The organism is Rhodococcus wratislaviensis, from assembly GCF_041228765.1.
GTDB lineage: Bacteria > Actinomycetota > Actinomycetes > Mycobacteriales > Mycobacteriaceae > Rhodococcus_F > Rhodococcus_F wratislaviensis.
On record NZ_CP150488.1, the window covers coordinates 7,738,050 to 7,761,406 of the forward strand.

Here is a 23,357-nt window from a genome sequence, read left to right on the forward strand (position 1 = left end):
CACGATGCTGCGTATTCGAGTACTCGGGACGCTCGAGGCGGAGGACGAATCGGGGACGGTGGACCTCGGCGGCCCCCGCCAGCGCGCCGTGCTCGCGCTGCTGCTGGTCGCGCGCGGCGAGGTGGTGCCGGTGGATCGGCTCATCGACGATCTCTGGCACGGCGCTCCCCCGCCGCGGGCGGTCGGTGCACTTCAGGCATACATTTCGAATCTGCGCCGGGCACTGGAGCCGCACCGCGCGCCGCGGGCGGACTCCACCGTCCTGGTGAGCCGGGCCCCCGGTTACGCGCTCACCCTGCCCCCGTCCGGTGTCGACGCGTGGGAGTTCGAGAACCTGATCCGGTCGGCCTCCGACACCGGGCGAGCCGATCTCGAGCACGCGCTGAGCCTGTGGCGGGGGCCGGCATTCGCCGAGGTGGCCGGCGAGCACTGGGCCCTCGCCGAGATCGCCCGGCTCGAGGAACTGCGGGCGGTGGCGCGCGAACGTCTGGTCGCGGCCGCCGTCGCGATCGGCGACGCGGCCGGCGCCGTGCTCGACGCGCAGGCCCTCACCCGGGACCACCCGCTCCGGGAAGAGGGATGGCGGTTGCTCGCGCTGGCCATGCACCGCAGCGGGAGACAGGCCGACGCCCTGGCCGCGTTGCGCGAGGCCCGCGACCGGCTGGCGAACGAACTCGGCCTCGACCCCGGTCCCGCCCTGACGGAACTCGAACGCCAGATCCTCACCGGCACCGTCCCGTCTCACCCCGCCCCCGCCACCGGGCCCGTCGACACCACGCCGGACGCCTGGTTCCTCGGCCGCAGCGAGGAGTTGGCTACCCTGACCGACCTCATGACCGACCCCGGCGCCCCCGTGGTCCTCCTCGGGGGCGACGCCGGATCCGGGAAGTCGTCCCTGCTGCGCCGGTTCCGTCGAACACTGCACGCCGCGGGATGGCAGGTGGCGGTGGGTCGCTGCCCCGAAGTGGACGGCGCCCCGCCCGCCTGGGCGTGGGTGGAGATCCTGCGCGCACTGCGCGAGACGGTCGACCCCGGTGCCGCGACGGACGCGCTCGCACCCCTGCTCGCCGACGACCGTTCGCACGCGACGCGGCCGGACGATCCGAGCGGACGGTTCCTGCTGCACCGTGCCGTCGCCGACTACATCGGGACCGTCCGCGATCACGGTCCTCTGGCCGTCGTTCTCGACGACGTCCACCGCGCCGACGAGGACACCCTGTCGATCCTCGTGCGGCTCGCGCAGCAGCGGTCGCCGATCCTGCTGCTCCTCGCGTTCCGCCCGGACGAGGTGGACCCGAACCTGGAGAGCTGCTTCGCCGATCTCGCGTCGCTGCAGCCGACACGCATCCGCCTGGACGGACTCGGACCCGAGGATTCGGCGGAGCTGATCCGGCACGTGGCGGGACGCGACCCCGATCCCGACACTCTCCGCGCGCTCGCCGACCGGACCGGCGGAAACCCGTTCTACCTGCAGGAGAGCGCCCGGCTCCTGGCCAGCGAGGGCGAACTGGTAGCCACGTCAGAGGTGCCCGAGGGGGTCCGGGACGTCCTGCGCCGGCGGATCGCCCGTCTCCCCGAGCTCACCGTGTCCGTCCTGCGACTGGCCGCGGTCGTGGGCCGCGAATCCGACATCGACGTCCTCACCCGTGCCGCCGAAGTCGACGAGGACGTCGTGTTCGACGCACTCGAATCGGGCGTGATCGCCGGACTTCTCGGCGAGCCGCGCGCCGGGACCGTCCGATTCACGCACGCCCTCGTCCGCGACACGCTCTACTCCGACCTCACCCGGCTGCGCCGGAGCCGCTGGCACGCCCGGGTCGGGACGGCACTCGAGGAGTTGCGTCCACACGATGTCGCGGCTCTCGCCCACCACTTCACCGAGGCGCTGTCGGCCGCCACCGCACGGCAGGCACTCGACCACAACGTGGCGGCCGCGGCGCAGGCCGCCGACCGCTACGCCCACGACGCGGAGATCAGCTTTCTCGACAACGCCCTTCGCGCGGCCGACCGGTTGCCGCCGGACGCAGCGGCGTCCGTGGACGAGCGCGTCGAACTCCTCACCGAGCTGAGTCGCACGCAACTCGCCGCAGGCATCGGACTGGACGGGGCCCGTTCCCGGAAGCGGGCTCTGGAACTCGCCGAGGACGCGGGCCGCACCGACCTGGCGATCCGGGTGCTCGCGTTCGTCGACACCCCGACGCCGTGGATCAACCGGCGGTACGGCGAAGTGGATACGGCCGTCGCCCTGCAGATCGAGGCGCTGCTGCGGGACGAGGAGCTGGAGCCGGCGGTGCGGTGCCGGCTGCTGGTCACGCTCGTCCACGAGATCGGGGCGGAGGACCACGAGCGCACCGGTTCCGCGGTCCGGGAGGCCGAAGCTCTGGCCCGGGATCTGGACGATCCGGTGCTGCTCGGGCTGGTGCTCTGCGCCGTCCACGCCGGCACCGGCTCGCCGACCAGCACGCTCGGCGGCCACGTCATCGGTGACGAGCTGCTCCGGATCGGTGACCGGACGCAGCTCCCCGTGTTCACCATGCTGGGCCACCACCTGCTGGCCGAGATCGCGTCCGGCAACGGTGACATCCCGGCGATCGAGCATCACATGGGCATCCAGTCGGAACTGGCGGACCGGTATCAGTTCCAGCAGGCGCAGGCGACCCGGGAGATGAGCCGCGCCATGGTCGCACACCTCACCGGCGATCTGGCCGAGGCGGAACGACATTACGTGCGCGGCCACGAGTTGATGACCCGGGCGGGGCTCGACGCCGACAGTGTCTTCGCTCTCGCGCAGTTCACGCTCCGGCTCACCGAGGGACGCGCCGGAGAACTCGAGGCGGTGATCGAGACCGTCGACAGCGCCGCGATGGACGTGATCGCCGATCTGCATGCCCTCGCGCTTCTCGGCAACGGCAAACCGGACCGGGCGCGCGAGGTCCGGCGTCACCTCCGCCCGGTCCGCCGCGACTTCTTCCACTCCCTGATGATGTCGCTGCGGGGCATCGTCGTCGCGAGGCTGGGTGAACGGGACGAGGCGGCCGCGGTGCACGCGGAGCTGAGCCCGTACAGCGGTCAGATCGGGGGCGGCGACACGGCGGCGTTCGCGGTGGGGCCCGTCGACACGATCCTCGGCGACCTCGAGATGCTCCTCGACCGGCCCGAGGACGCGGGAACGCATTACGTTGCGGCGCTCGAACTGGCCGAACGCTGCGGCTGCCCGCCCTGGGTGGAGGCGGCGCGCACCCGGGTGACCACCCACCCAAGCGAGTTCCAAGTGGGCCACTAGCGGTCGGGCGCACAGTCGGAGGCGACAGAACCATCCGGCTTTCCTGGAGGCTTCCCCATGAGTTCCCTGCTCGCGCGCCTCGGCTCGGCCGCCGCCGCGCATCCCTGGCGGGTGATCGCCACATGGCTGACGCTGCTCGTCCTGGTGTTCGCCGCCGCGTCCGCGTTCGGTGGCACCAACCACGACGACTACAACGTGCCCGGTCTGCCGTCGCAGCAGGGGACGACTCTGCTCAGCGAACGATTCCCGGAGATGTCGGGGGCGGACGCCCGGGTGGTCGTGCACTCGGACACGGGCCCGCTTTCCCCCGCGGTCCTCACCGACCTCGGCACCAGGCTGGCGGAGGTGAACGGTGTGAGTGCCGTGTCGCCGCCCCGCCTGTCCCAGGATTCCGACACGGCCGTGATCAGCCTCAACTACCGCATCCCGGTCACCGACTTCCACGGCAGCGAAGGCGTCGACGCCCTCGACGCCGCGGTCGCCGACACTCAGGCGCAGGGGCTGCAGGTGGAACTGGGCGGGCAGGTCCCGGAGAACATCTCCAAGCCGTCGGGCACCGCGGAGGCGGTCGGCATGGTCCTGGCGCTGATCATCCTGGTGTTCGCGTTCGGTTCCGTGGTGGCCGCCGGACTGCCCCTGGCCGTCGCGCTCGTCGGCGTCGGCATCGGGTCGGGCCTCATCACGATCATGGCCGGGTTCACCAGCATCAGCACCATCGCCCCGACCATCGCCACGATGGTCGGCATCGGTGTCGGAATCGACTACGCGCTGCTGCTCGTCACCCGGTACACCGAGGGACTGCGGTCCGGGATGTCGGTGCGGGACGCCGTCGCCGCCGCCAACTCCACGGCCGGGACGTCGGTGATCTTCGCCGGCACCACCGTCCTCGTCTCCCTGTTCGGGCTGCGACTGTCCGGGCTGCCGATGTACGCGTCGTTCGGCTACGCCACGTTCGCGATGGTCGGGATCGTGATGCTCACCTCGGTCACGCTGGTGCCCGCACTGTGCGGGCTGGCGGGCACGCGGGTGCTCGGCAAACGGTCCCGTGCCCGGGCCGAACGTCGCACGACGTCGCCGCTGACGGAACGGTGGGCGATCCGGGTGAGCCGCCGCCCGTGGCTGTGGGCCCTGACGGCGCTCGGGGTGCTGCTGCTCCTGGCCGCTCCGGTTCTGGGCATGCGGACGTGGCCGCAGGACGCGGGCAGCGCGCCGGCCGCCAACACGATCCGTCAGGCGTACGACCTGATCGACTCCGAGTTCGGGCCCGGCGCCAACGGACCCCTGATGGTGGCGGTCGACCTGAACAAGGTTCCGGCATCCGAACTTCCGGCTCTCGCGCGTGATCTCGCAGCCGAGCCCGGGGTGGCGTCGGTGACGCCCGTCCTGACAAACGCCGATTCGACGGCCGCGCTGATCTCGGTGCAGCCGACCACCGGTCCCAGCGATCCCCGCAGCACCGAACTGCTGGAGCGGATCCGATCCGACGCCGCCGACGGCGTCCACGTCACCGGACTCACCGCGACGTTCGCCGACATCTCCGCCCGCCTCGCCGAACGGCTGTGGCTCGTGATCGCGTTCGTCGTCGCGCTGTCGGTCGTGCTGCTCACGTTCGTCTTCCGCGCACCGGTGGTCGCGGTGAAGGCGGCCGTGATGAACCTGCTGTCGGTGGCCGCCGCCTACGGTGTGATGGTGATGGTGTTCCAATGGGGTTGGGGCGCCCAGCTACTCGGCCTTCCGCATGCGCTTCCCGTGTCGAGTTGGGTGCCGATCCTGATGTTCACCATCCTGTTCGGACTGTCGATGGACTACGAGGTGTTCCTGCTCTCCCGGATACGTGAGCGCTGGCTCGACACGGGCGACTCGCACCGGAGCGTCGTCGAGGGACTGGCATCCACGGGCCGGGTGATCACGAGCGCCGCGGCGATCATGGTCGCGGTGTTCGCCGGGTTCGCGCTCGACGGGGACGTGACCGTGAAGATGATGGGCGTCGGCCTCGCGACCGCGGTCCTCATCGACGCGACGATCGTGCGGATGGTGCTGGTGCCCGCGACGATGTATCTCCTGGGCAACGCCAATTGGTGGCGGCCCGGCGGACGCCGGGATGCGGCACCGGACGGGGACGCTACCTCCGCAGGCGTTCCACTTCCGCTTCGAGCGCGATGACCCGCCGGTACAGGGCCTGGATGCTCGCCATGCACACCCCGTTCGCATCGACCATCGCGATGCGGCGGTCGTGGGAACCGAGACCGAATGCGGTCGCGAAATCCTGTGCCATCGGGCCCAGGTGCCGCACCGACTCGTGATCGAAACCGTAGGTCCAGACGCTGAGCGGCATCTCGGCGAGGCGTTCGAGCACCTCGCCGGCACTGGCAGGCGGTGTCTGGACGGCAACACCGCGCTTGCGGGTCAGGACGGAGTGAAACCACGCCAGCGGGTGGCGGGTACGGGCCGCTGTTCGCGCCCGCACCCGCCCCCGACGGGTGTCGACCCACATGGAGTCAGTCGGGGAGTTCGCCGACATCGTGCTTGATCGTCGCGTCGCTGAGAAGGAGTCCGACCCCGAGGGCCATGACGCCGATTCCGAGTCCGATTGCGGCTCCGCCGAGTCCGAGCATGATTCCGAGCATGTTGTCTCCTGTTCGTCGCTGGTGTGCGGGATTTCGTGCCCCCGCTTTCTGAACACCTACGACTCTGGCGGCTCCGGCCCTCGGAGATAAGACACCCCAGGGGTGGTGCAACCGCACCCCCGGTCGGCACGCCGGGCGGCAGAATGGCGGCCATGACGGAATTACCGGAGTGGGCTCGAACCCTCGACCTCGCCCCGCACCCCGAAGGCGGCTGGTACCGCGAGACGTGGCGCAGCGACGTCACGATTCCGGAGGGGAGCCTGCCCGGCGACTACCCCGGACCGAGATCGGCCGGTACCGCGATCCTGTTTCTCCTGATGCCCGGGCAGCAGTCGGAATGGCACAGCGTGCGCAGCGCCGAGATCTGGCTGTATCACCGGGGCAGCCCCCTGCGGCTCGAACTGGGTGGGGACGGAAGCGAACCCGCGTCCCCACACGCACAGATCCTCGGCGCAGACGTCGCGGCGGGCCAGCAACCACAGCTGCTGGTCCCGCCGCGGCACTGGCAACGAGCGAAGCCCGAGGGCGACGAACCGACTCTCGTCAGTTGCGTCGTCACCCCGGGCTTCGACTTCGCGGACTTCCGGCTCTAGGCCCTCCGCCTACGCGCCCAGCGTGTCCGGGTCGGGGCCGATGCGCCCGTCGGCCCGGGTCAGCGACCCGACGGTGTTGACCTCGTCGGGGGTCAGCTCGAAGTCGAAGACGTCGAAGTTGGCGGCGATGCGCTCCGGCGTCACCGACTTGGGAATGACCACGTTGCCGATCTGCAGGTGCCAGCGGATGATCACCTGTGCGGTCGTCTTGCCGTGCGCCGCAGCGATCTTCGCGATGGACTCGTCCTCGAGGACGGTGCCCTGCCCCAGCGGGCTCCATGCCTCGGTCGCGATACCCTTGCCGGTGTGGAAGGCGCGCAGGTCGGCCTGGTTGAACCGCGGGTGCAGCTCCACCTGGTTGACCGCGGGCACCTCGCCCGTCTCGGCGATCAGACGGTCGAGGGTCTCCGGGGTGAAGTTGGAGACGCCGATCGACCGCGCACGCCCATCGGCCTTGATCTTCTGGAACGCCTTGAACGTGTCCACGTAGCGGTCCGCGGACGGCACCGGCCAGTGGATGAGGTAGAGGTCGACGTAGTCGAGCCCGAGGCGGTTCAGGCTGTCGTCGAACGCGCGGAGCGTGGAGTCGTAGCCCTGGTCGTCGTTCCACAGCTTGGTGGTGACGAACAACTCGTCACGGGCGATGCCGGAGTCCGCGAGCGCGCGGCCCACTCCGGTCTCGTTCTCGTAGATCTTGGCGGTGTCGATGCTGCGGTACCCGGCCTTCAGCGCCTCGGTGACCGCCGCGTGGCTCTCGTCGTCCGGCACCTGCCACACGCCGAAGCCGAGGGCAGGAATGCTGTTCCCGTCGTTGAGCGCGACCGTAGGTACAGGACTCTGTGCATTGTTGAAACCCATGAGACTGTGCAACCGGGCACCCGGACCAGATGTTCCCGACCGTCTCAGAATGTGGACTTTCGCGTGTTGTTTCGGTACGACCGGGTAATCCGACGGCATCGGCGTTCAGGTGGTGACGCGCCCGGTGGAAGGGGCGGACATGGGCCTCGGATACACATTGGCCTATCGGTTCAAGATCACGCCCTGGGTGAAAGCGGGCCGCGTCTTCGGAAGCCAGATCGAGACGTTGCTCGATCCCTTCGACGCACCACCGGGTGAGGTCCTCGACATCGGATGCGGCACCGGTGACCATGCCATCGAGATGGCCCGGCGGGGGTGGCAGGTGACGGGGATCGACACCGTCCAGCTGGCCCTCGACAAGGCGCGGTCCAAGGCCCGGAAGGCGGGCGTCGACGTGCGATTCATGCACGCGGACGCCACCGACCTCGAGCACGCCGTCGGCCGCGGGTACCACCTGATCCTGGATGTGGGGTGCTACCACGGGCTCAGCGACCACGATCGGGTCGCGTACGCCGAGAACGTCACGACCGTGAGCGAACCGCACGCCACCCTGCTGATGTTCGCGTTCGGGCCGGGGCATCGCGGCCCGCTGCCGCGAGGGGTCTCCCGCTCCGACGTGGAGCGGACGTTCGAGAAGTGGAAACTCGTCTCGGACGTCGACGCCGACACGACCGGTATGCCGGGACCGCTCAAGAAGGCCGACCCCCGCTGGTTCCGCCTCGTCAAGCGTTGAGTGGATAATCGCCTGGTGACTGCAACACTGCGCATCAGCGAACTGTCGGCTTCGCGCGGTGAGCGCACCCTCTTCGCCGGCCTCGACCTCACCGTCGCCCCGGGCGACGTGACCGGACTCGTGGGGGCCAACGGTGCCGGCAAGTCGACGCTGCTGACCGCCCTCGCGGGGGTCGGCTCGGCGGACGTCGAGGGCACCATCGTGCTGAGCCCGCCCGACGCGGCCGTCGGCTACCTCGCCCAGGAACCCGACCGGATCGCCGGCGAGACGGTGCTCGACTTCCTCGGTCGCAGGACCGGCGTCACCGAGGCGGAGCACACCATGAACTCGGCCGCCGAAACGCTCGGCGAGTCGGACGAGGATCTCTACTCCCCCGCCCTCGAACGCTGGCTCGCACTGGGCGGCGCCGACCTCGCCGAGCGCGCGGAGAAGGTCGTGAGCGAACTCGGGCTGGGGGTGCCGCTCGACACGTACATGACGTCGCTGTCCGGTGGGCAGGCCGCGCGCGCCGGATTGGCGTCGCTGCTGCTGTCCCGGTACGACGTGCTGCTGCTGGACGAGCCGACCAACGACCTCGACCTCGTGGGGCTCGAGCAGCTCGAGCGTTTCGTCGCCGAGAGCAGGGCGGCCATGGTGGTGGTGAGTCACGATCGGGAATTCCTGGCGCGCACCGTGACCGGCATCGTGGAGCTCGACCTGGTGCAGCAGCAGATCGCGGTCTACGACGGCGGCTACGACTCGTATCTCGCCGAACGGGAGATCGCGCGCAGGCATGCCCGGGAGGCGTACGAGGAGTACGCCGGGACCCGTTCGGACCTCGAGGACCGCGCGCAGATGCAGCGGAACTGGATGGAGCACGGTGTCCGGAACGCGCGGCGCAAGGCGAAGGACAACGACAAGATCGGCAAGGGTCTGCGCACCGAGTCCACCGAGAAGCAGGCGGCGAAGGCCCGGCAGACGCAGCGCCGGATCGAGCGGCTGGAGGTGGTCGAGGAGCCGCGCAAGGAATGGGAACTGCGGATGGAGATCGCCACCGCCCCACGCAGCGGATCGGTCGTGGCGACGGCGAACGGCGCCACCGTCGCGTGGGGCGGGGACCGCGAGTTCACGTTCGGCCCGGTCACCACTCAGGTGGACTGGGGTGACCGGATCCTCATCACCGGCGCCAACGGTTCCGGCAAGACGACCCTGCTGAAGGTGCTGCTCGGCAAGATCGCCCTGGACGCGGGCACCGCCTCACTCGGCTCGGGTGTGGCGATCGGCGAGATCGATCAGGCCCGCGGCCTGTTCGAGGGCGGCGAGAAGGTGGCGGACGCGTTCGCGGCGCAGGTCCCGGACTGGCCGGACGCCGACGTGCGGACGCTGCTCGCGAAGTTCGGGCTCAAGGGACACCACGTGCTGCGGCCGGCGGCGTCGCTGTCACCCGGTGAACGCACCCGCGCCGCCCTGGCGCTGCTGCAGGCACGGGGCGTCAACCTGCTGGTGCTCGACGAGCCCACCAACCACCTGGACCTCCCCGCGATCGAACAGCTGGAGCAGGCCATGGAGAACTTCGACGGCACGCTGCTGCTCGTCACCCACGACCGGCGGATGCTGGATTCGACACGCAGCACCCGCCGGTGGCGGATGGACGGCGGCCGGCTGTCCGAGGAGTAGTCAGTCGCCTTCGGCCATGGGTGGCAACGCCTTGACGAACGGCGGGTCGTAGTCGACCTTGCCCAGCTTCGCCGCGCCGCCGGGGGAACCGAGGTCGTCGAAGAAGTCGGCGTTCGCTTTGGTGTACTCCACCCACTGGTCCGGGACGTCGTCCTCGTAGAAGATCGCCTCGACGGGGCACACCGGCTCACACGCGCCGCAGTCGACGCATTCGTCGGGGTGGATGTAGAGCATCCGACCGCCCTCGTAGATGCAGTCGACAGGACATTCTTCGATGCATGCCTTGTCCAGAACGTCGACACAGGGTTCAGCGATGGTGTAGGTCACGTCTGTAATCCTGTCCTTTCCTGCCGTCCTGCGCGAATCGCCTCCACTCTGCCACGCAATTTCCCAGGGTCAACCTGTCATTTCGGCGCCCGTCGCCGTTGTACACCGTTGACAAACTGTTGGGTTTTCACAACACTTTGTTGCATGAGCCCAGTACGGCGTGGGGACGCCCTCCCCATCTACAACCGCATCGGCGTCCTTCGCGCCGAGCGCGGGATGAGCCGGGCTCAGCTGGCGGGACTCATCGACGTCAATCCCCAGACCGTCGGCGCGCTCGAACGGGGCGACCACTACCCCAGCCTCGACCTGGCGTTCCGTATCTCGTGGGTGTTCGAACTGCCGGTGGAGGCCATCTTCTCCCGCACCGAGTTCGGCCCCCTGTCCACCGAGCTGTACCGCACCGACCGACCGCCGTCCACCACAGGAAGCGGGGAGAGTTCCCATGCCTGAGACCAATCTGATCGAGCGGTACCAGGGGTTCCGGACGCGCAGGTTCCTCCAGAACGAACGCCGTTACCGGACGTGGCTACCGAGGTGGCGGACCCGCAGCCGCAGACGAATCCTGGTGGTCGCCCTCGCGGTCACGTTCGTGTTCATGACCGCCGTCGGCATCGTGTGCCATTTCGACATGGTCGTCGGGCCGCTGCTGTGGCTACCCGCGTGCCTGTTGTTCTTTCCCCTGTGGACGATGCTCCAGATCGTGTCCGGGCGGCAGGGGGACGCTCCGCGCGACGCTCTCGACGAGTGGGAGATCCAGCAGCGCAACAGTGCCCGGTCGATCGGACTCACGGTCACCCAGCTGCTGACGCTCGTCCCCGCGTTGTACCTGATCTTCGTCGGCGCGCTGGACGGCGATCACGGCAACGTGCCGTACGCCGCCGGACTGCTCGTCGTCACTGCGCTGATGGTCGGGGGTTGCACGCCCGCCATGATCCTCGGCTGGACGCAACCCGATCCCGACCCCGACGACCTCGCTTCCTAGGAACACCCGCACTCCAGAACGGGAAGGACCCATGTCTCACACCCTCACGATCGACGGCATCTCCAAACGGTACGGCGAGGTCGTCGCACTCGACGACCTGTCCTTCGAGGTCCGCCCCGGCGAGATCTTCGGTTTCGTCGGCAGCAACGGTGCCGGCAAGACCACCACCATGCGCATCGCGCTGGGTGTCCTGTCCGCCGATTCCGGCGAGGTCCGGCTCGGCGGCAAGCCGGTGGACCTGGACGTGCGGCGCACCATCGGATACATGCCGGAGGAACGCGGGCTGTACCCGAAGATGAAGGTGGGCAAGCAACTCGAATACCTCGCCGAGCTGCACGGCATTTCCCGCTCGGCGGCGCGGGAGGCGGTCGCCCGATGGACCGAACGCCTCGGCATCGCGGACCGTGTCGGCGACACCGTCGACGCACTCTCGCTCGGCAATCAGCAACGCGTCCAGCTGGCCGCTGCGCTCGTCCACGATCCGGCGGTGCTGGTTCTCGACGAACCCTTCTCGGGGCTCGACCCCGTCGCGGTGGACGTCATGAGCGACGTGCTGGTGGAGAAGGCGAACACCGGAGTGCCGGTGATCTTCTCGAGCCATCAGCTCGAACTCGTCCAGCGCCTCTGCCACCGCGTCGGCATCATCAGCCACGGCCGGATGCGTGCCGTCGGCACCGTCGACGAACTGCGCGGCGGCGGCAACGCCCAGCTCGAAGTCCACGCACCGGAGGCGCCGGTCGGCTGGGCGCACCATCTCGAGGGCGTCACGACTATCAGTCATCTCGACGGCCGAACCCTGCTGTCGCTCGACGCCCACGTGGACGACCAGCTGATCCTGCACACCGCCCTGAAGACCGGACCGGTGCACGAATTCTCGCTGCACCGGCCCACCCTGACCGATCTGTTCCGAGAGGTGGTCACGGCATGAGTGCCCCACTGAGCCCCGCCCGCGCGATCGGCCTCGTGGCCCGCCGCGAATTCCTGACCCAGGTGGCGAAGAAGAGCTTCGTCATCAGCAACGTGATCATCCTGCTGGCCATCGTGGGCGGCATCGTCGCGTACTCGCTGTTCTCGGGCGGCGACGACGAACGCGCCACCGTCGGACTCGTCGGCGACCAGTCGCTCGCGCCGGCTCTCGTCGCCACCGGTGATGCGGTCGGGACACCGGTCGACGTCGTCCCGGCCGCGGACGAGCAGGCCGCGCGGGACGAGGTGGGGAGCGGTGACCTCGACGTCGCCCTGATTCCCGGCACCGACGGATCCGTCACGGCCGTCACCGAATCCGAGATCGGCTCCGGGCTCCGCACCGTGATCGACGCGGCCGTGGTGCAGCAGGCTCAGGCCGGCGCGCTCGCGGCACAGGGCGTGGATCCCGCCCAACTCGCCGAAGCGACCGGCCGGGCGGTGGTCACCGTCGACGCACTCGATCCGCCCGACCCGGAGAAGGGCCAGCGCGTGGCCCTCTCCATCGCCGTGGTCGTCCTGCTGTACATGCAGATCATGATGTTCGGCATGTACGTGGCGATGGGTGTCGTCGAGGAGAAGTCGAGCCGGGTCGTGGAACTGCTCCTGTCGACCCTCCGTCCGCTGCAACTGCTCTGGGGCAAGGTCATCGGCATCGGCGCGGTCGGTCTCGTCCAGTTGACCGCCTACGGTGTGGTCGGTGTCGCGGCCGGACTTGCAACGGGCGTGCTCACCGTGACGGGGACGGCGATCGGGGTGCTGGCCGGAACGCTCGGCTGGTTCGTGCTCGGATTCGCGTTCTTCGCCGTCCTCTACGCCGCGGCCGGGTCGATGGTGTCGCGGCAGGAGGACGTCAACGCGACCGCATCACCGCTGATGGTGCTGATCGTCATCATGTTCTTCAGCGCCTTCTCCTCGGTGAGCAACCCGGACGGCACCCTCAGCAACGTCCTCAGCTGGATTCCGCCGTTCTCGGCGATCCTGATGCCGCTGCGCATCGCCGCCGGCGTGGCGTCCCCGGTCCAGGTGGTCGTCACCGTCGCTCTGATGCTCGCGGTGACTGCCGCGCTCAGCGTGCTGGCCGCGAAGATCTACCAGCGCTCGATCCTGCGGATCGGCAAGGTCGTGTCGTGGAGGGAAGCACTCGGGAGGTAGTGAATTCCCAGCGCACGGCCAAGTTCTCTGTGTAGTGTTCGAATCGTCGATCGATGCTGCTCAGCTGCCGTCGTGGAACGGGGAACACCCATGGTCGTCCGTCGCGGGAAGCCGATCGTCGCCCTCGCCGTCGCCGTGGTCGCGTCCATGACGTTGATGCTGACGGCGTGCACGTCCGACGAGCCGACCACTGCGGGCGGTGGCAACGCCGGCCCCGACGGCACCCCGGTCGCCTTCAAGGAACCGGTGAGGCTGTCGAGCGAGAACGGGGTGCTCGAGGTTCGGCTGTCGGCCCATCAGGGCACGGTCGACCTCGACACCGTCTCGGAACCGGTGTCCAACTTCCTGGTCTTCGGATACGAGGTTCTGCAGGGCACGAGTTCGAACGGCTCGACCACGGGCGACGACCTCTACCCGGCACCGACATTGCGCGTCGATCCGGGTGAGCGCCTGATCATCCACTACGACAACGATCTCCGGAATCTGACGATCGAGGACTTCTACGACCCCGCGTTCACGCCGGCGGGCGGGGAGGTCCCCATCTATCCCCCGGCACTCGAATCGGCGCCGCTGAACCTGCACACCCATGGTCTGCACGTGAGCCCGGACGGCAACGCCGACAACGTGCTGCTCGACATCCCCGCCGGAATGGGCAACGTCTACGACTACGCGGTGCCGAGGGACATGCCGAACGGCCTGTACTGGTACCACAGCCACCGTCACACGATGACCGCGCAGCAGACGTACGCGGGGCTCGCGGGACTGCTCGAGATCGGCAGGCCCGACGGCAACCTTCCTCTGGTGACGCAGAACGACGTTCCCATCCGCGACATGGCGCTGCAGTACAACTTCGTCTTCGACCGTAAAGGCAACGGCCACCAGCTGAACGACCCCAACTGGCCACAGTTCGTGAGCACACTGAAGCCGCCGGAGGGGACCGAGCTCGCCGACGGAACGTACGAGCCGAGTCTCGCACCCGTGAATTTCTCGGAGACCACGGAGGGCGCCCAGTACGTCACCAACTGGTATCCCGGGCCGCTGTCGCCGGCGAATCATCGCGGGCAGAACCAGTTCGTGCCGGGCAATCTCCAGAGTTTCAGCAGTGATTCGACGAATGTCCCCGCCGACCCGTCGCTGCCGGACAACGAACGCGACGTGCAGTACACGGTCAACGGGCAGTTTCAGCCGGAGCTGAAACTGAAGCCGGGCCAGACGGAGATCTGGTCGCTGGCGAACATCAGCGACTTCGCCTACATGCCGCTCAGACTCACCGAGACCGCGACGGGCAACCACCCGAAGTTCTCCGTCGTCGGCCAGGACGGCAATCCCTTCACCCAGGTGCAGCTGCCCGTCGGTGGTGACGGCACCCGGCTCGTCATCCCGCCGGGGTCGCGGTACGCGATCGCCGTGACGATGCCGGACACCGGCGATCTGGTGCTCGACATGCCTCCACTGGACGGGGCGAAACCCGTCACCAACCCCGGCGTTCTCTACACCGGCAACGGCACCGACAACCCGCCGGCCGAACTGGGCACGGTGACGGTCGACCCGTCGGTCATCAGCTACGCCGACGGCTTCTTCACCTTCCCCACCCAGACCCTCCTGCACGTCACACCCGACAGCGGGGACGGGCGGACCACGCCGTTCGAGCCCGGCCAGAACCTCGACGCGTACACGTCTTTCGTGGACACGTCGGTGATGACACCGGACGTGAAGCGCACCCTCACGGTCTCGGGCGGGTTCGGCAACGAGAAGGCCAGCAACAGCGACCCCAAGGCCTTCACGTACGAGTTCGACGACAACACGTTCCCGAACATCCCGCTGATCCAGCCGCGCCTCAACTCGGTCGAGGAATGGTTGATCACGAACCTCAACAACGACGAGCATCCGATGCACATCCACGTCAACGACTTCCAGGTGATGGAAATCGTCGACCCGATCGCCGGTACCCGGACCGGGGTGCAGCCGTGGGGCGAGGACAACGTCAACGTGCCGGCGCCCGTCACCGACGCGAACGAGAACCCGCTCGTGCCCGCATCGGTGACGCTGCGCACGAAATTCACGGAGTACACAGGCACTTTCGTGATCCACTGCCATCGCCTCAACCACGAGGACAACGGTCTGATGGCCACCGTCAACGTCATTCCCGAGGTGTCGACGTACGCGTTGGCGGTGCCAGGTTCGGCGGGCACTCCCGCGACCGTGCAGGTCCACGACGGCAACGGCGACAAGGTGATCGCCGCGGTCACACCGTTCCCGGCCTTCGAGGGCACCCCGACGGTGGCGATGGCCGACGTCAACGGCGACATGATCCTCGACCTCGTCGCCGGGACCGGTGCGGGCGTGGCGCCGGAGGTCGTCGCCTACGACGGCAACGATGTGGGCTCCGGCCCGTTCACCGCAGAGCTGACCCGGTTCGCCCCGTTCGACGACGGCTTCCGCGGAGGCGTCAACGTCGCGGGTGTGGACATCGACGGAAACGCGCTGGCCGACAACATCATCGCCGGCACGGGCCCCGGCACCGAATCGCAGGTGAAGGTGTTCTCGTCCGCCCTGCCCACCGAGAAGGGCGTGGCACCCGAGGTCTTTTCGAGCTTCACCCCCTACCCCGGATCGCAGTCCGGGGTCACCGTCGCCACCGGCTTGGTCGACGCCGGCTCGGGCCGGGCAAGTATCGTCACCGCCCCCGGCCCGGGAGAAGCGCCTCGCGTGAAGACGTTCCGCTACGACCTGTTCGAGCCGACCGCCGCCGCGGCGGCCGACGGCACCGCGGACGAGCACGCCGGCCACACCGGCGGACCGCGGATGACGTCGGAGTTCCTGGCGTTCGACGAGAGCTACGTCGGCGGTGTCTCACTCTCGACGGGATGGGTGGCTGGCGCCGAAGGCGGAGCGAAGAGCATCGTCACCGGCATGCTGGGCGGCGACGGCACTGTTCGCGTGTGGTCGAGTGGTTCACGCCTCGACGGTGAACCGGGCATGTATCTCGAGAGTCCGAATCACCACTCCGGCGACGTCGTCTTCACTGAGATCGCGTCGTTCGCACCGTTCGCCGGCGGCACTCCGGGGACGGGCGTGCAGGTGGCCACCACCAGCACCACCAGCGGCGCCGACCTGCTCGTCAGCGGCTCCGGGCCCGGCGGCACCGAGGTGCGCAAGTTCGGGCTGGGCCGCGCCGAACCCCAATCCACCACGCTGGTGCCGCTGCCGTTGGGCGCCCTCCCCGCGCTCCCCGCAGCGCAAGGGTCCGTGCCACTCGGTGGCCGATAGTCGGCCGGCAGATGCAGTGGGTCAGCCGGCCCGCTTCTCGGCGGCGTCGGCGATGTCGTCGAGATCGCGCCGGATCGCCTTGGTGGTCGCCTTCAACGCGAAGGAGCCGAACACTTTCATCATGAACTTCGAAAATGCGCCGAGCCCAGTTGCTTCCGCTGAGAAGTGAAAGGTCAGGGTGGTGCCGTCACCAGCAGGCTCCAGGGTGAACACCGTCGTGTAGTCGGCGCCGTGGGACGACGCCTTCACCACGGTGCGCTTCTCCGGGTCGATCTCCGTGACCCACATTTCCTCGGTCGACGACTTGCCGAACAGCACCCGGGTCTCACGCCACCGCGTACCGACCTCGTACTTCGTCGAATCCAGCCTCTCGAGCTTCTCCACACCGCTCAGAACCGATTCCGCATTGTCCAGATCGGTGATGACCGCCCAGACCGCGCCGACGGGCGCATCGATCGTTCGGCTCACGCGGATCTCCGAAGCTGACATGAGGCACCCATTTCTTTCTTCTCAGGGCAGGGTCCAGAACTGGCGGGTCACCAGGTAGAAGACGATGACCCAGAACACCATAACCCCGGCGACGATCGCGATCCCTCGACGGTTCGTTTTCGCTACCGGAACGTCCAGGGGCGGTCGCAGCCAACGCCCCAGCACACGGTTGACGTAGTACGGCATCGTCACGAAGCTCATGATGAAGCTGGACAGCAGGTTTCCGACGAGCAGACCGAGCCACAGTGGCATCTTCAGCGGCGACAGCGCGAGGGTGAGAATCACGACGGTGGGATAGAGACCGACCCACACCGCGATCGACGTCTTGGTTTCGGACGGCGGCGGCGCCTCGTTGCCGTTCTCGTCGAACGCGAACCAGCTCCCGAAGGAGTTGTCGATGGTGCGCAGTTCGAAATCGTGGAACTTCTCGCCCTCGGCGAGGAGTTCCTGACGCTTCGTCGACGTGAGCCACCTGTCGAGGTCGGCCGCGTTGTCGTAGCGGTACAGCGCGGTCCATTCGTCCTGGACGCCCTCGATGGGGCGGAAGAGTTCGCTCCCGCGGAAGCCGTCGAACTTGCTCTCTTCCACTCGCAGTCGATCCTGCCACGCAAGGAAGTCGTCGACGTGCTCCGGACCGACACGGTGCGTCACGACGACCGTCACCAGCGGATCCGACTCGCGCGTCCCCCCGCTGATGACCTGCTGGGTGGCGGGACCGTCGAAGTACTGCTGCCCCTGGTCCAGGCGGCCCTGCCGGGTGGCGCTGTTGATCCAGGCCTGCACGTGGGCGACGGAATCGAAGCGGTACACCACGACCCAGTCGGGTTGCACGGCGGTGGGCGCCGAGATCTCGGCGCCCAGGAACCCCGGGTAGTGGGACGCGGCGGTGTTCATGTCCTGCTGCCAGGCCTCGAAGGCCTCCTCGGATCCGGCGCGCACCTTCTGGCCGATGATGACCGTCGCGGCGTTGCCGGTGGATTTCTCGGTGGGCTTTTCGGTGTCCATCGCCCTCTCCTCACGGCTCAGGTCGTCGGAACCGATCGGTTCTCGCCGATTCGGTGGTAGATCCGCTCGGGGGTGAGCGGCAACGCGCGGAAACGCACACCGGTCGCGTCTTCCAGCGCGTTGGCCAGCGCAGGTGCCACCGGGTTGATGCAGCACTCCGCCATTCCCTTCGCACGCATCGGTCCGACGGAGTCCGCCGAATCGACCAGCAGCACTTCGGTACGGGGAATGTCGGCGTAGGTGGGGATGCGGTAGTTGCGCAGGTTGGGGTTGATCATCACGCCGTTGTCGTCGACGCGGAAGTTCTCGGTCAACGCGAATCCGATGCCCTGGGCGACGCCGCCCTCGATCTGGCCGCGGACCTGCACCGGGTTGATGATGACCCCGGCGTCCGTGGCATGGACGCTGTAGAGGATGCGGATCTCGCCCGTCACCCGGTGGACGGCGATGCGGAAACCGTGGGTGTTGGAGACGACGCTGCGCGGCGACCCGTACGCCTTGCGCGCCTCGGTGAACCGGATGCCGCGGCGGCGGGCGGCGTCGAGGAGTTCGGTCAGCGGCACATGCGTGCCGTCGCAGAGCACCCCGTCGTCGTCCATCGCGCAGGACGCCACGTCGACCCCGGTGTGCGCCGCGGCGAACGCCAGGATGCGGTCGCGCAGGGCCTCCGACGCCCGCGACACGGCGTTGCCTGCGACGAAGAGGCCCGCGCTCGCGAACGCCCCCGTGTCGAAACCCGTCCGGTCGGTGTCGGACTGCACGAGACGCACCCGCGACGGCGTGGTACCGAGATGGGTGGCCGCGATCTGCACGTGCGCGGTCGACGTTCCCTCACCGAATTCGACGGTACCGACGGCGAGTTCGTACACGCCGTCGTCGCCGAGCGTCGCCCACGCCTCCGAGATGTGTTCGGTCGGGGGCGCCGTCTCGTGGAGCGAACTCGCGGTGCCCTCGCCGACGAGCCAGTCTTCGCCCAGCACCTGCCCGTTCCCGGTCCGTCTCAGTGCGGCGTCGACGAGATCGATGCACTGCCCGAGCCCGTCCTCCTCGAACACGACGTCGTCGGGACCGTCCTCGATTGCCACGAGTGAGTCCCCGGGGCGGACGATGTTGCGGCGCCGCAACTCGAGTGGGTCGATGTCGAGTGCGACCGCCAGCTCGTGCATGGCGGATTCGACCGCGAAGGCGGGCTGGGTCATGCCGTACCCGCGCAGCGCTCCGCTGGGCACGCTGTTCGTGTAGACGGAGTACGCATCGAACTTCTTGTTCAGACACTGGTAGGCCGAGATGGCGGCTCCGGCGGCGAACAATGTTTCGCCCCCGTGGTTGCCGTACGCGCCCGTGTTCGACACGTTGTGCACCTGGAACGCCGTGAGTGTGCCGTCGGCCCGGGCGCCGAGCGTGATGGTCAGCTTCATCGGGTGCCGCGGCGACGCCGTCGTGAATTCCTCTTCCCGGGTGAACTCGAAGCAGACGGGCCGGCCCGTGTCGAGGGTGGCGAGCGCGACCAGATCCTCCGAGATCACCTCCTGCTTGCCGCCGAAACCGCCCCCGACACGCATGCAGAATACGCGCAGCTGGTCGGGACGCAGGTCGAACAGGTGGGCCAGCTTGACCTTGGCGATCGACGGCGACTGCGAACTCGTGCGCACGTGCAGCCGGCCATCCTCCATCCAGGCGATCGACCCGTGCGTCTCGAGATGCGCGTGCTGCACGCGCGGGGTGAAGTAGGTGCCCTCGTGGATCACGTCGGCCTCGGCGAACCCCGCCTCGACGTCGCCGACCTCCCCGTGGAGTTCGAGCAGGATGTTGTGCACGGGATCGCGGACGAACGGGTCGTCCGAACCGTGCAGCTGTGGTGCGCCGTCGGCCATCGCCTCCTCAGGGTCGAACACCGCAGGCAACACGTCGTATTCGACGACCACCTTGCGACAGCCCTCCTCCGCGGCGCCGACCGTGTCCGCCAGCACCGCGACCACCCGCTGGCCGGCGAAGCGGACCCTGTCGTCGAGGATGTACGTGTCGTCGGGGTCGACGAGGTGATCGGTGTGGATCGCGGTCGTGAACCGCTTCCGGGGCACGTCCTCCCACGTGTACACGCGGTGCACGCCGGGGACGGCGAGCGCCGCCGTCTTGTCGATCGAGACGATGCGGGCGTGGGCGTGCGGGGAATGCAGCACCTTGAGGTGCAGCATGCCCTCGATCTCGGTGTCCATCGTGAACTCGGCGCGGCCGGTGACCACATCGGTGGCCGCGGGCGCCCCGACGCTGGTGCCGACCGCGCGACCCGGTTCGGCGACCTCCACCCCGGCGACACCGTTCACGGCATCCTCGATGGCCCGATAGCCGGTGCAGCGGCAGAGATTGCCTTTCAGCGCGCGCGGCAGGTCCTCTTTCTGCGCGTCCGTGAACGTCGCCGAGGTCATGATCATGCCCGCGGTGCAGAAGCCGCACTGGAACCCGGGGGCGTCCCGGAACTGCCGCTGCAGCGGATGCAGGTCGTCCGGCGAACCGAGGCCCTCGATCGTCGTCACCTCCCGCCCCTCGGCGCGGAATGCGGGCGTGATGCAACTGTGCACGGGATCGCCGTCGAGCCACACCGTGCAGGCCCCGCAATCACCTGCGTCGCAACCCTTCTTGACGCCGTGATGGCCGAGCGAGCGCACGAACGTGCGCAGGCACTGGCCGGGATTCGGCTCCGCGTCGAACGCCCTGCCGTTCACGGTGTACGTCATCGCCGGTCTCCTGCCACGAGCTCGGTCCGGATCTCCTCGGCGAAATGCTTCGCCAGGTGGCGACGGTGGTCGGGGCTGCCGTTGGGGTCGTCGAACCACACGTCCTCGGGCAGCGCGTCGATGCGCTGCTGCAGCGCCTCGGCGTCGGGTACGGCGTCGAACGCGAAACGGATCGGACGCGTCGTGCCCGCCGTGATCGTGAGCAGCAGGTCGTCGCCGTCGGGCGACCGGGTGCCGATCATGAACAGGGTGGACCGGCCCAGGTGCGTCAGCGTGAAGCGGCGGTGCGCGTGACGCTTGCGCAGGGCGCGGACGGGGATGTCGATGCGCCGCAGGATCTCACCCGGCGTGAGCACGTTCTCGTGGTTGCCCGTCACGAAGTCGGCGGCGTCGACGGTGCGCTCGGACCCGTCGGCCGCCCACAGCGTGTACGTCGCCTCCAGCGCGACGGTCATCGTGATCATCGGGCCTGCGGGCAACGACATGCAGATGTTGCCGCCCACCGTCGCCGAATTCCAGATCTTGAACGATGCCAGGAACGCCTCGCAACTCGTTGCGAACAACGAGGCGGCTCTCCAGTCATCCGGTGGCGCAAGCGCATACAACTCACGGATGGTGCACGTCGCTCCGATCTCGAGGCCGGCGTCGCTCGGCACCAGGGTGTCCCAGCCGAGCGCCGTGAGATCGACGAGACGGCGCAGGTCGGGCTGCTGATCGGAGAACAGCCACGTTCCGCCTGCCAGCCAGGCGTCACCTTCCCGCCACTGCGCACCCGGCCGGTCGGGTGGGCGCCGAACGACATCGGTGATGGTGTTGAGGTCCATATGACTGCTCCACTCGGGAAATGTGTCGTCGTTCTCGTACCCGGCCTGCGTCAACCCATCTGACTTTAGACACCGCGACGGCGGTCTCGGTGTCGATTGCCGGGTTCCACCCGGTCGCTGTTTGCCGTGTTCCGGCCGTGCAGGCGACCGCGTGGGCGACCGTCACCCGCCGTAGCAGACATCTGCTGCCCCGGCCCGACCGCTACTCTCAGGGCCATGGCCGCCAAGATCTCCGCCCACGACGTGCTCGAGCTGGTACTGGACGCGGGCAGCTTCGTCTCCTGGGACACCACGCCCGTCGATGCGCGGCCGAACGAGAAGTACCGCGCCGACCTGCAGAAGGCCGCCGAGAAGTCGGGTGTCGACGAATCGGTGATCACGGGCGTCGGCACCGTCCGCGGGCGCCCGGTCGCGGTGATCGCGTGCGAGTTCGCGTTCCTGGCCGGTTCGATCGGCGTGGCCGCCGCCGAGCGGATCGTCTCCGCCATCGAACGCGCCACCCGTGAGGGTCTCCCCCTGCTCGCCTCGCCCACGTCGGGGGGTACGCGCATGCAGGAGGGCACCGTCGCGTTCGTGCAGATGGTGAAGATCGCGGCGGCCGTCGCCACCCACAAGGCCGCCCATCTCCCCTATCTCGTGTATCTACGGAACCCGACCACCGGCGGTGTCTTCGCGTCCTGGGGTTCCCTCGGGCACATCACCGTGGCCGAGCCCGGCGCACTCGTGGGGTTCCTCGGACCCCGCGTCTACGAGGCGCTGTACGGCGAGAAGTTCCCCGAGGGCGTGCAGACGTCCGAAAACCTGTACCGCAACGGCGTCATCGACGGCGTCGTCCCCGCCACGCGCCTGCGCCGGCTCGTCCATCGGGCGTTGCGGGTGCTGATCGATCCGCCGACATCGGCCGCCGTCACCGAACCGGCGCCGCCGGCCGTCGACATCCCCGACGTGCCCGCGTGGCAGTCGGTGATGCTGTCGCGGCGCGCCGACCGGCCCGGGATCCGGCACCTGCTGCGGCACGCGGCCACCGAGCAGGTGCCCCTCAGCGGCACCGGCCAGGGTGAAACCGAGGGGACGGTGCTGCTGTCGCTGGCCCGTTTCCGCGGCGCGCCGTGCGTGCTGCTGGGCCAGGACCGCGCCGGACAGTCGGCGCTGAACACGATGGGGCCCGCCGCCCTCCGCGAGGCGCGCCGCGGCATGCGGTTGGCCGAGGAGTTGCAGATCCCCCTGGTCCTGGTGATCGACACCCTCGGTGCCGCGCTGTCGCAGGAGGCGGAGGAACGCGGACTGGCCCCCGAGATCGCCCGATGCATCTCCGACCTCGTGACGTTGAAGACGCCGACCGTGTCCGTTCTGCTCGGTCAGGGCACGGGCGGCGGGGCGCTGGCCTTCCTCCCCGCCGACCGCGTGCTCGCCGCGCAGAACGGGTGGCTGGCCCCGCTCCCCCCCGAAGGCGCCAGCGCGATCGTCCACCGCGACACCTCGCACGCCCCCGAGATGGCGGCCGCGCAGGGCATCCGTTCGCTCGACCTGTTGCGCGACGGCGTCATCGACGCCATCATCCCCGAGCATCCGGACGCCGCCGACGAGGCCGTCGATTTCTCCAAGCGGGTCGGCGAGGCCATCTCCCGGGAACTCCGTGCCCTGACCGGGGTTCCCGAGAGCGAGCGCTTCGCCGCCCGGCTCGCCCGCTACCGGAACCTCGGCCTGGATTAGGGTGTGTCTCCCAGTCTCTCTCGGATGCGCCTGGCGAAGCAATCGTCGTCCGGCAAGGCGGAGGAGAAGCCGATACCGCTGTTGTATCGGCGCCGACGACAACGAAGCAGGGCGGCGATTGGGCGCCGGGAGCGCCGAATGGGG

At 68.8% G+C, this 23,357-nt stretch carries 19 protein-coding genes; 11 read left to right on the plus strand and 8 right to left on the minus strand.

Translation table 11 applies throughout. The annotated features are described in order from the left end of the window. Positions 1–4: 4 nt before the first annotated feature. Positions 5–3,283: a BTAD domain-containing putative transcriptional regulator gene (locus WKC72_RS35380; RefSeq protein ID WP_370181116.1), complete on the plus strand. Its 3,279-nt coding sequence runs from the start codon at positions 5–7 to the stop codon at positions 3,281–3,283. 57 nt (positions 3,284–3,340) lie between these two features. Continuing rightward, complete coding sequence (locus WKC72_RS35385) at positions 3,341–5,446, plus strand: MMPL family transporter (RefSeq protein WP_370181117.1); 2,106 nt, start codon at positions 3,341–3,343, stop codon at positions 5,444–5,446. On the opposite strand, the gene WKC72_RS35390 is transcribed toward WKC72_RS35385, so the two are convergent. Together WKC72_RS35390 and WKC72_RS35395 are read right to left on the minus strand one after the other, a co-directional pair. After that, the gene (locus tag WKC72_RS35390) at positions 5,406–5,777 is read right to left on the minus strand and encodes a hypothetical protein (protein WP_037234439.1); all 372 of its coding nucleotides are present in this window, start codon (positions 5,775–5,777) and stop codon (positions 5,406–5,408) included. The genes WKC72_RS35385 and WKC72_RS35390 overlap by 41 nt on opposite strands. A gap of 4 nt (positions 5,778–5,781) precedes the next feature. Next, positions 5,782–5,910: a hypothetical protein gene (locus WKC72_RS35395; RefSeq protein WP_009478066.1), complete on the minus strand. Its 129-nt coding sequence runs from the start codon at positions 5,908–5,910 to the stop codon at positions 5,782–5,784. A gap of 152 nt (positions 5,911–6,062) precedes the next feature. Between WKC72_RS35395 and WKC72_RS35400 the strand changes: the two genes are divergently transcribed. Continuing rightward, positions 6,063–6,503: a cupin domain-containing protein gene (locus tag WKC72_RS35400; protein WP_128639836.1), complete on the plus strand. Its 441-nt coding sequence runs from the start codon at positions 6,063–6,065 to the stop codon at positions 6,501–6,503. Between the two features lie 9 nt (positions 6,504–6,512). Here WKC72_RS35400 and WKC72_RS35405 read toward each other — a convergent pair whose 3' ends face one another. After that, positions 6,513–7,361, minus strand: coding sequence for an aldo/keto reductase (locus WKC72_RS35405; RefSeq protein ID WP_370181118.1), 849 nt, complete (start codon positions 7,359–7,361; stop codon positions 6,513–6,515). 139 nt (positions 7,362–7,500) lie between these two features. Here WKC72_RS35405 and WKC72_RS35410 point away from each other — a divergent pair, with 139 nt between their 5' ends. Both WKC72_RS35410 and WKC72_RS35415 read left to right on the plus strand, forming a co-directional pair. After that, complete coding sequence (locus WKC72_RS35410; RefSeq protein WP_005260540.1) at positions 7,501–8,094, plus strand: class I SAM-dependent methyltransferase; 594 nt, start codon at positions 7,501–7,503, stop codon at positions 8,092–8,094. Positions 8,095–8,109: 15 nt separating this feature from the next. After that, positions 8,110–9,750, plus strand: a complete 1,641-nt coding sequence (locus WKC72_RS35415; RefSeq protein ID WP_370181119.1) for an ABC-F family ATP-binding cassette domain-containing protein — start codon at positions 8,110–8,112, stop codon at positions 9,748–9,750. Here the strand turns inward: WKC72_RS35415 and fdxA are convergent, their stop codons facing one another. Beyond that, positions 9,751–10,077 carry a ferredoxin gene (fdxA, locus tag WKC72_RS35420; RefSeq protein ID WP_005244047.1) on the minus strand — a complete coding sequence of 109 codons (327 nt, stop codon included), beginning with the start codon at positions 10,075–10,077 and terminating at the stop codon, positions 9,751–9,753. A gap of 144 nt (positions 10,078–10,221) precedes the next feature. On the opposite strand from fdxA, the gene WKC72_RS35425 reads away from it, so the two are divergent. The 5 genes from WKC72_RS35425 (at position 10,222) to WKC72_RS35445 (ending at position 16,447) form a co-directional block, all read left to right on the plus strand. Next, positions 10,222–10,527 (plus strand): helix-turn-helix transcriptional regulator, encoded by a 306-nt coding sequence (locus tag WKC72_RS35425; RefSeq protein ID WP_037234450.1) that lies wholly within the window; start codon positions 10,222–10,224, stop codon positions 10,525–10,527. Then, positions 10,520–11,059 carry a hypothetical protein gene (locus WKC72_RS35430; RefSeq protein ID WP_037234452.1) on the plus strand — a complete coding sequence of 180 codons (540 nt, stop codon included), beginning with the start codon at positions 10,520–10,522 and terminating at the stop codon, positions 11,057–11,059. The genes WKC72_RS35425 and WKC72_RS35430 overlap by 8 nt, the downstream gene beginning before the upstream one ends. A 31-nt stretch (positions 11,060–11,090) precedes the next feature. Next, positions 11,091–11,987: an ABC transporter ATP-binding protein gene (locus WKC72_RS35435; RefSeq protein WP_037234455.1), complete on the plus strand. Its 897-nt coding sequence runs from the start codon at positions 11,091–11,093 to the stop codon at positions 11,985–11,987. Further along, complete coding sequence (locus WKC72_RS35440; protein ID WP_128639839.1) at positions 11,984–13,177, plus strand: ABC transporter permease; 1,194 nt, start codon at positions 11,984–11,986, stop codon at positions 13,175–13,177. The genes WKC72_RS35435 and WKC72_RS35440 overlap by 4 nt, the downstream gene beginning before the upstream one ends. Positions 13,178–13,267: 90 nt before the next feature. Beyond that, entirely contained in the window at positions 13,268–16,447 is a 3,180-nt protein-coding gene (locus WKC72_RS35445; RefSeq protein ID WP_370181120.1) for a multicopper oxidase family protein, read from the plus strand. Between the two features lie 21 nt (positions 16,448–16,468). Here WKC72_RS35445 and WKC72_RS35450 read toward each other — a convergent pair whose 3' ends face one another. From WKC72_RS35450 to WKC72_RS35465, 4 genes are read right to left on the minus strand one after another with little or no spacing between them, the layout of a single operon-like run. Then, positions 16,469–16,936, minus strand: a complete 468-nt coding sequence (locus WKC72_RS35450) for an SRPBCC family protein (RefSeq protein WP_037234464.1) — start codon at positions 16,934–16,936, stop codon at positions 16,469–16,471. Positions 16,937–16,957: 21 nt separating this feature from the next. Then, positions 16,958–17,941: an antibiotic biosynthesis monooxygenase gene (locus WKC72_RS35455; RefSeq protein WP_037234465.1), complete on the minus strand. Its 984-nt coding sequence runs from the start codon at positions 17,939–17,941 to the stop codon at positions 16,958–16,960. 17 nt (positions 17,942–17,958) lie between these two features. Beyond that, on the minus strand, positions 17,959–20,676 hold the full coding sequence (locus WKC72_RS35460; RefSeq protein WP_370181121.1) for a molybdopterin-dependent oxidoreductase: 2,718 nt from the start codon (positions 20,674–20,676) through the stop codon (positions 17,959–17,961). Continuing rightward, on the minus strand, positions 20,673–21,500 hold the full coding sequence (locus WKC72_RS35465; RefSeq protein WP_370181122.1) for a xanthine dehydrogenase family protein subunit M: 828 nt from the start codon (positions 21,498–21,500) through the stop codon (positions 20,673–20,675). Before WKC72_RS35465 ends, WKC72_RS35460 begins: the two co-directional genes overlap by 4 nt. A 216-nt stretch (positions 21,501–21,716) precedes the next feature. Here WKC72_RS35465 and WKC72_RS35470 point away from each other — a divergent pair, with 216 nt between their 5' ends. Next, positions 21,717–23,213 (plus strand): carboxyl transferase domain-containing protein, encoded by a 1,497-nt coding sequence (locus tag WKC72_RS35470; protein ID WP_370181123.1) that lies wholly within the window; start codon positions 21,717–21,719, stop codon positions 23,211–23,213. Positions 23,214–23,357: the final 144 nt, after the last annotated feature.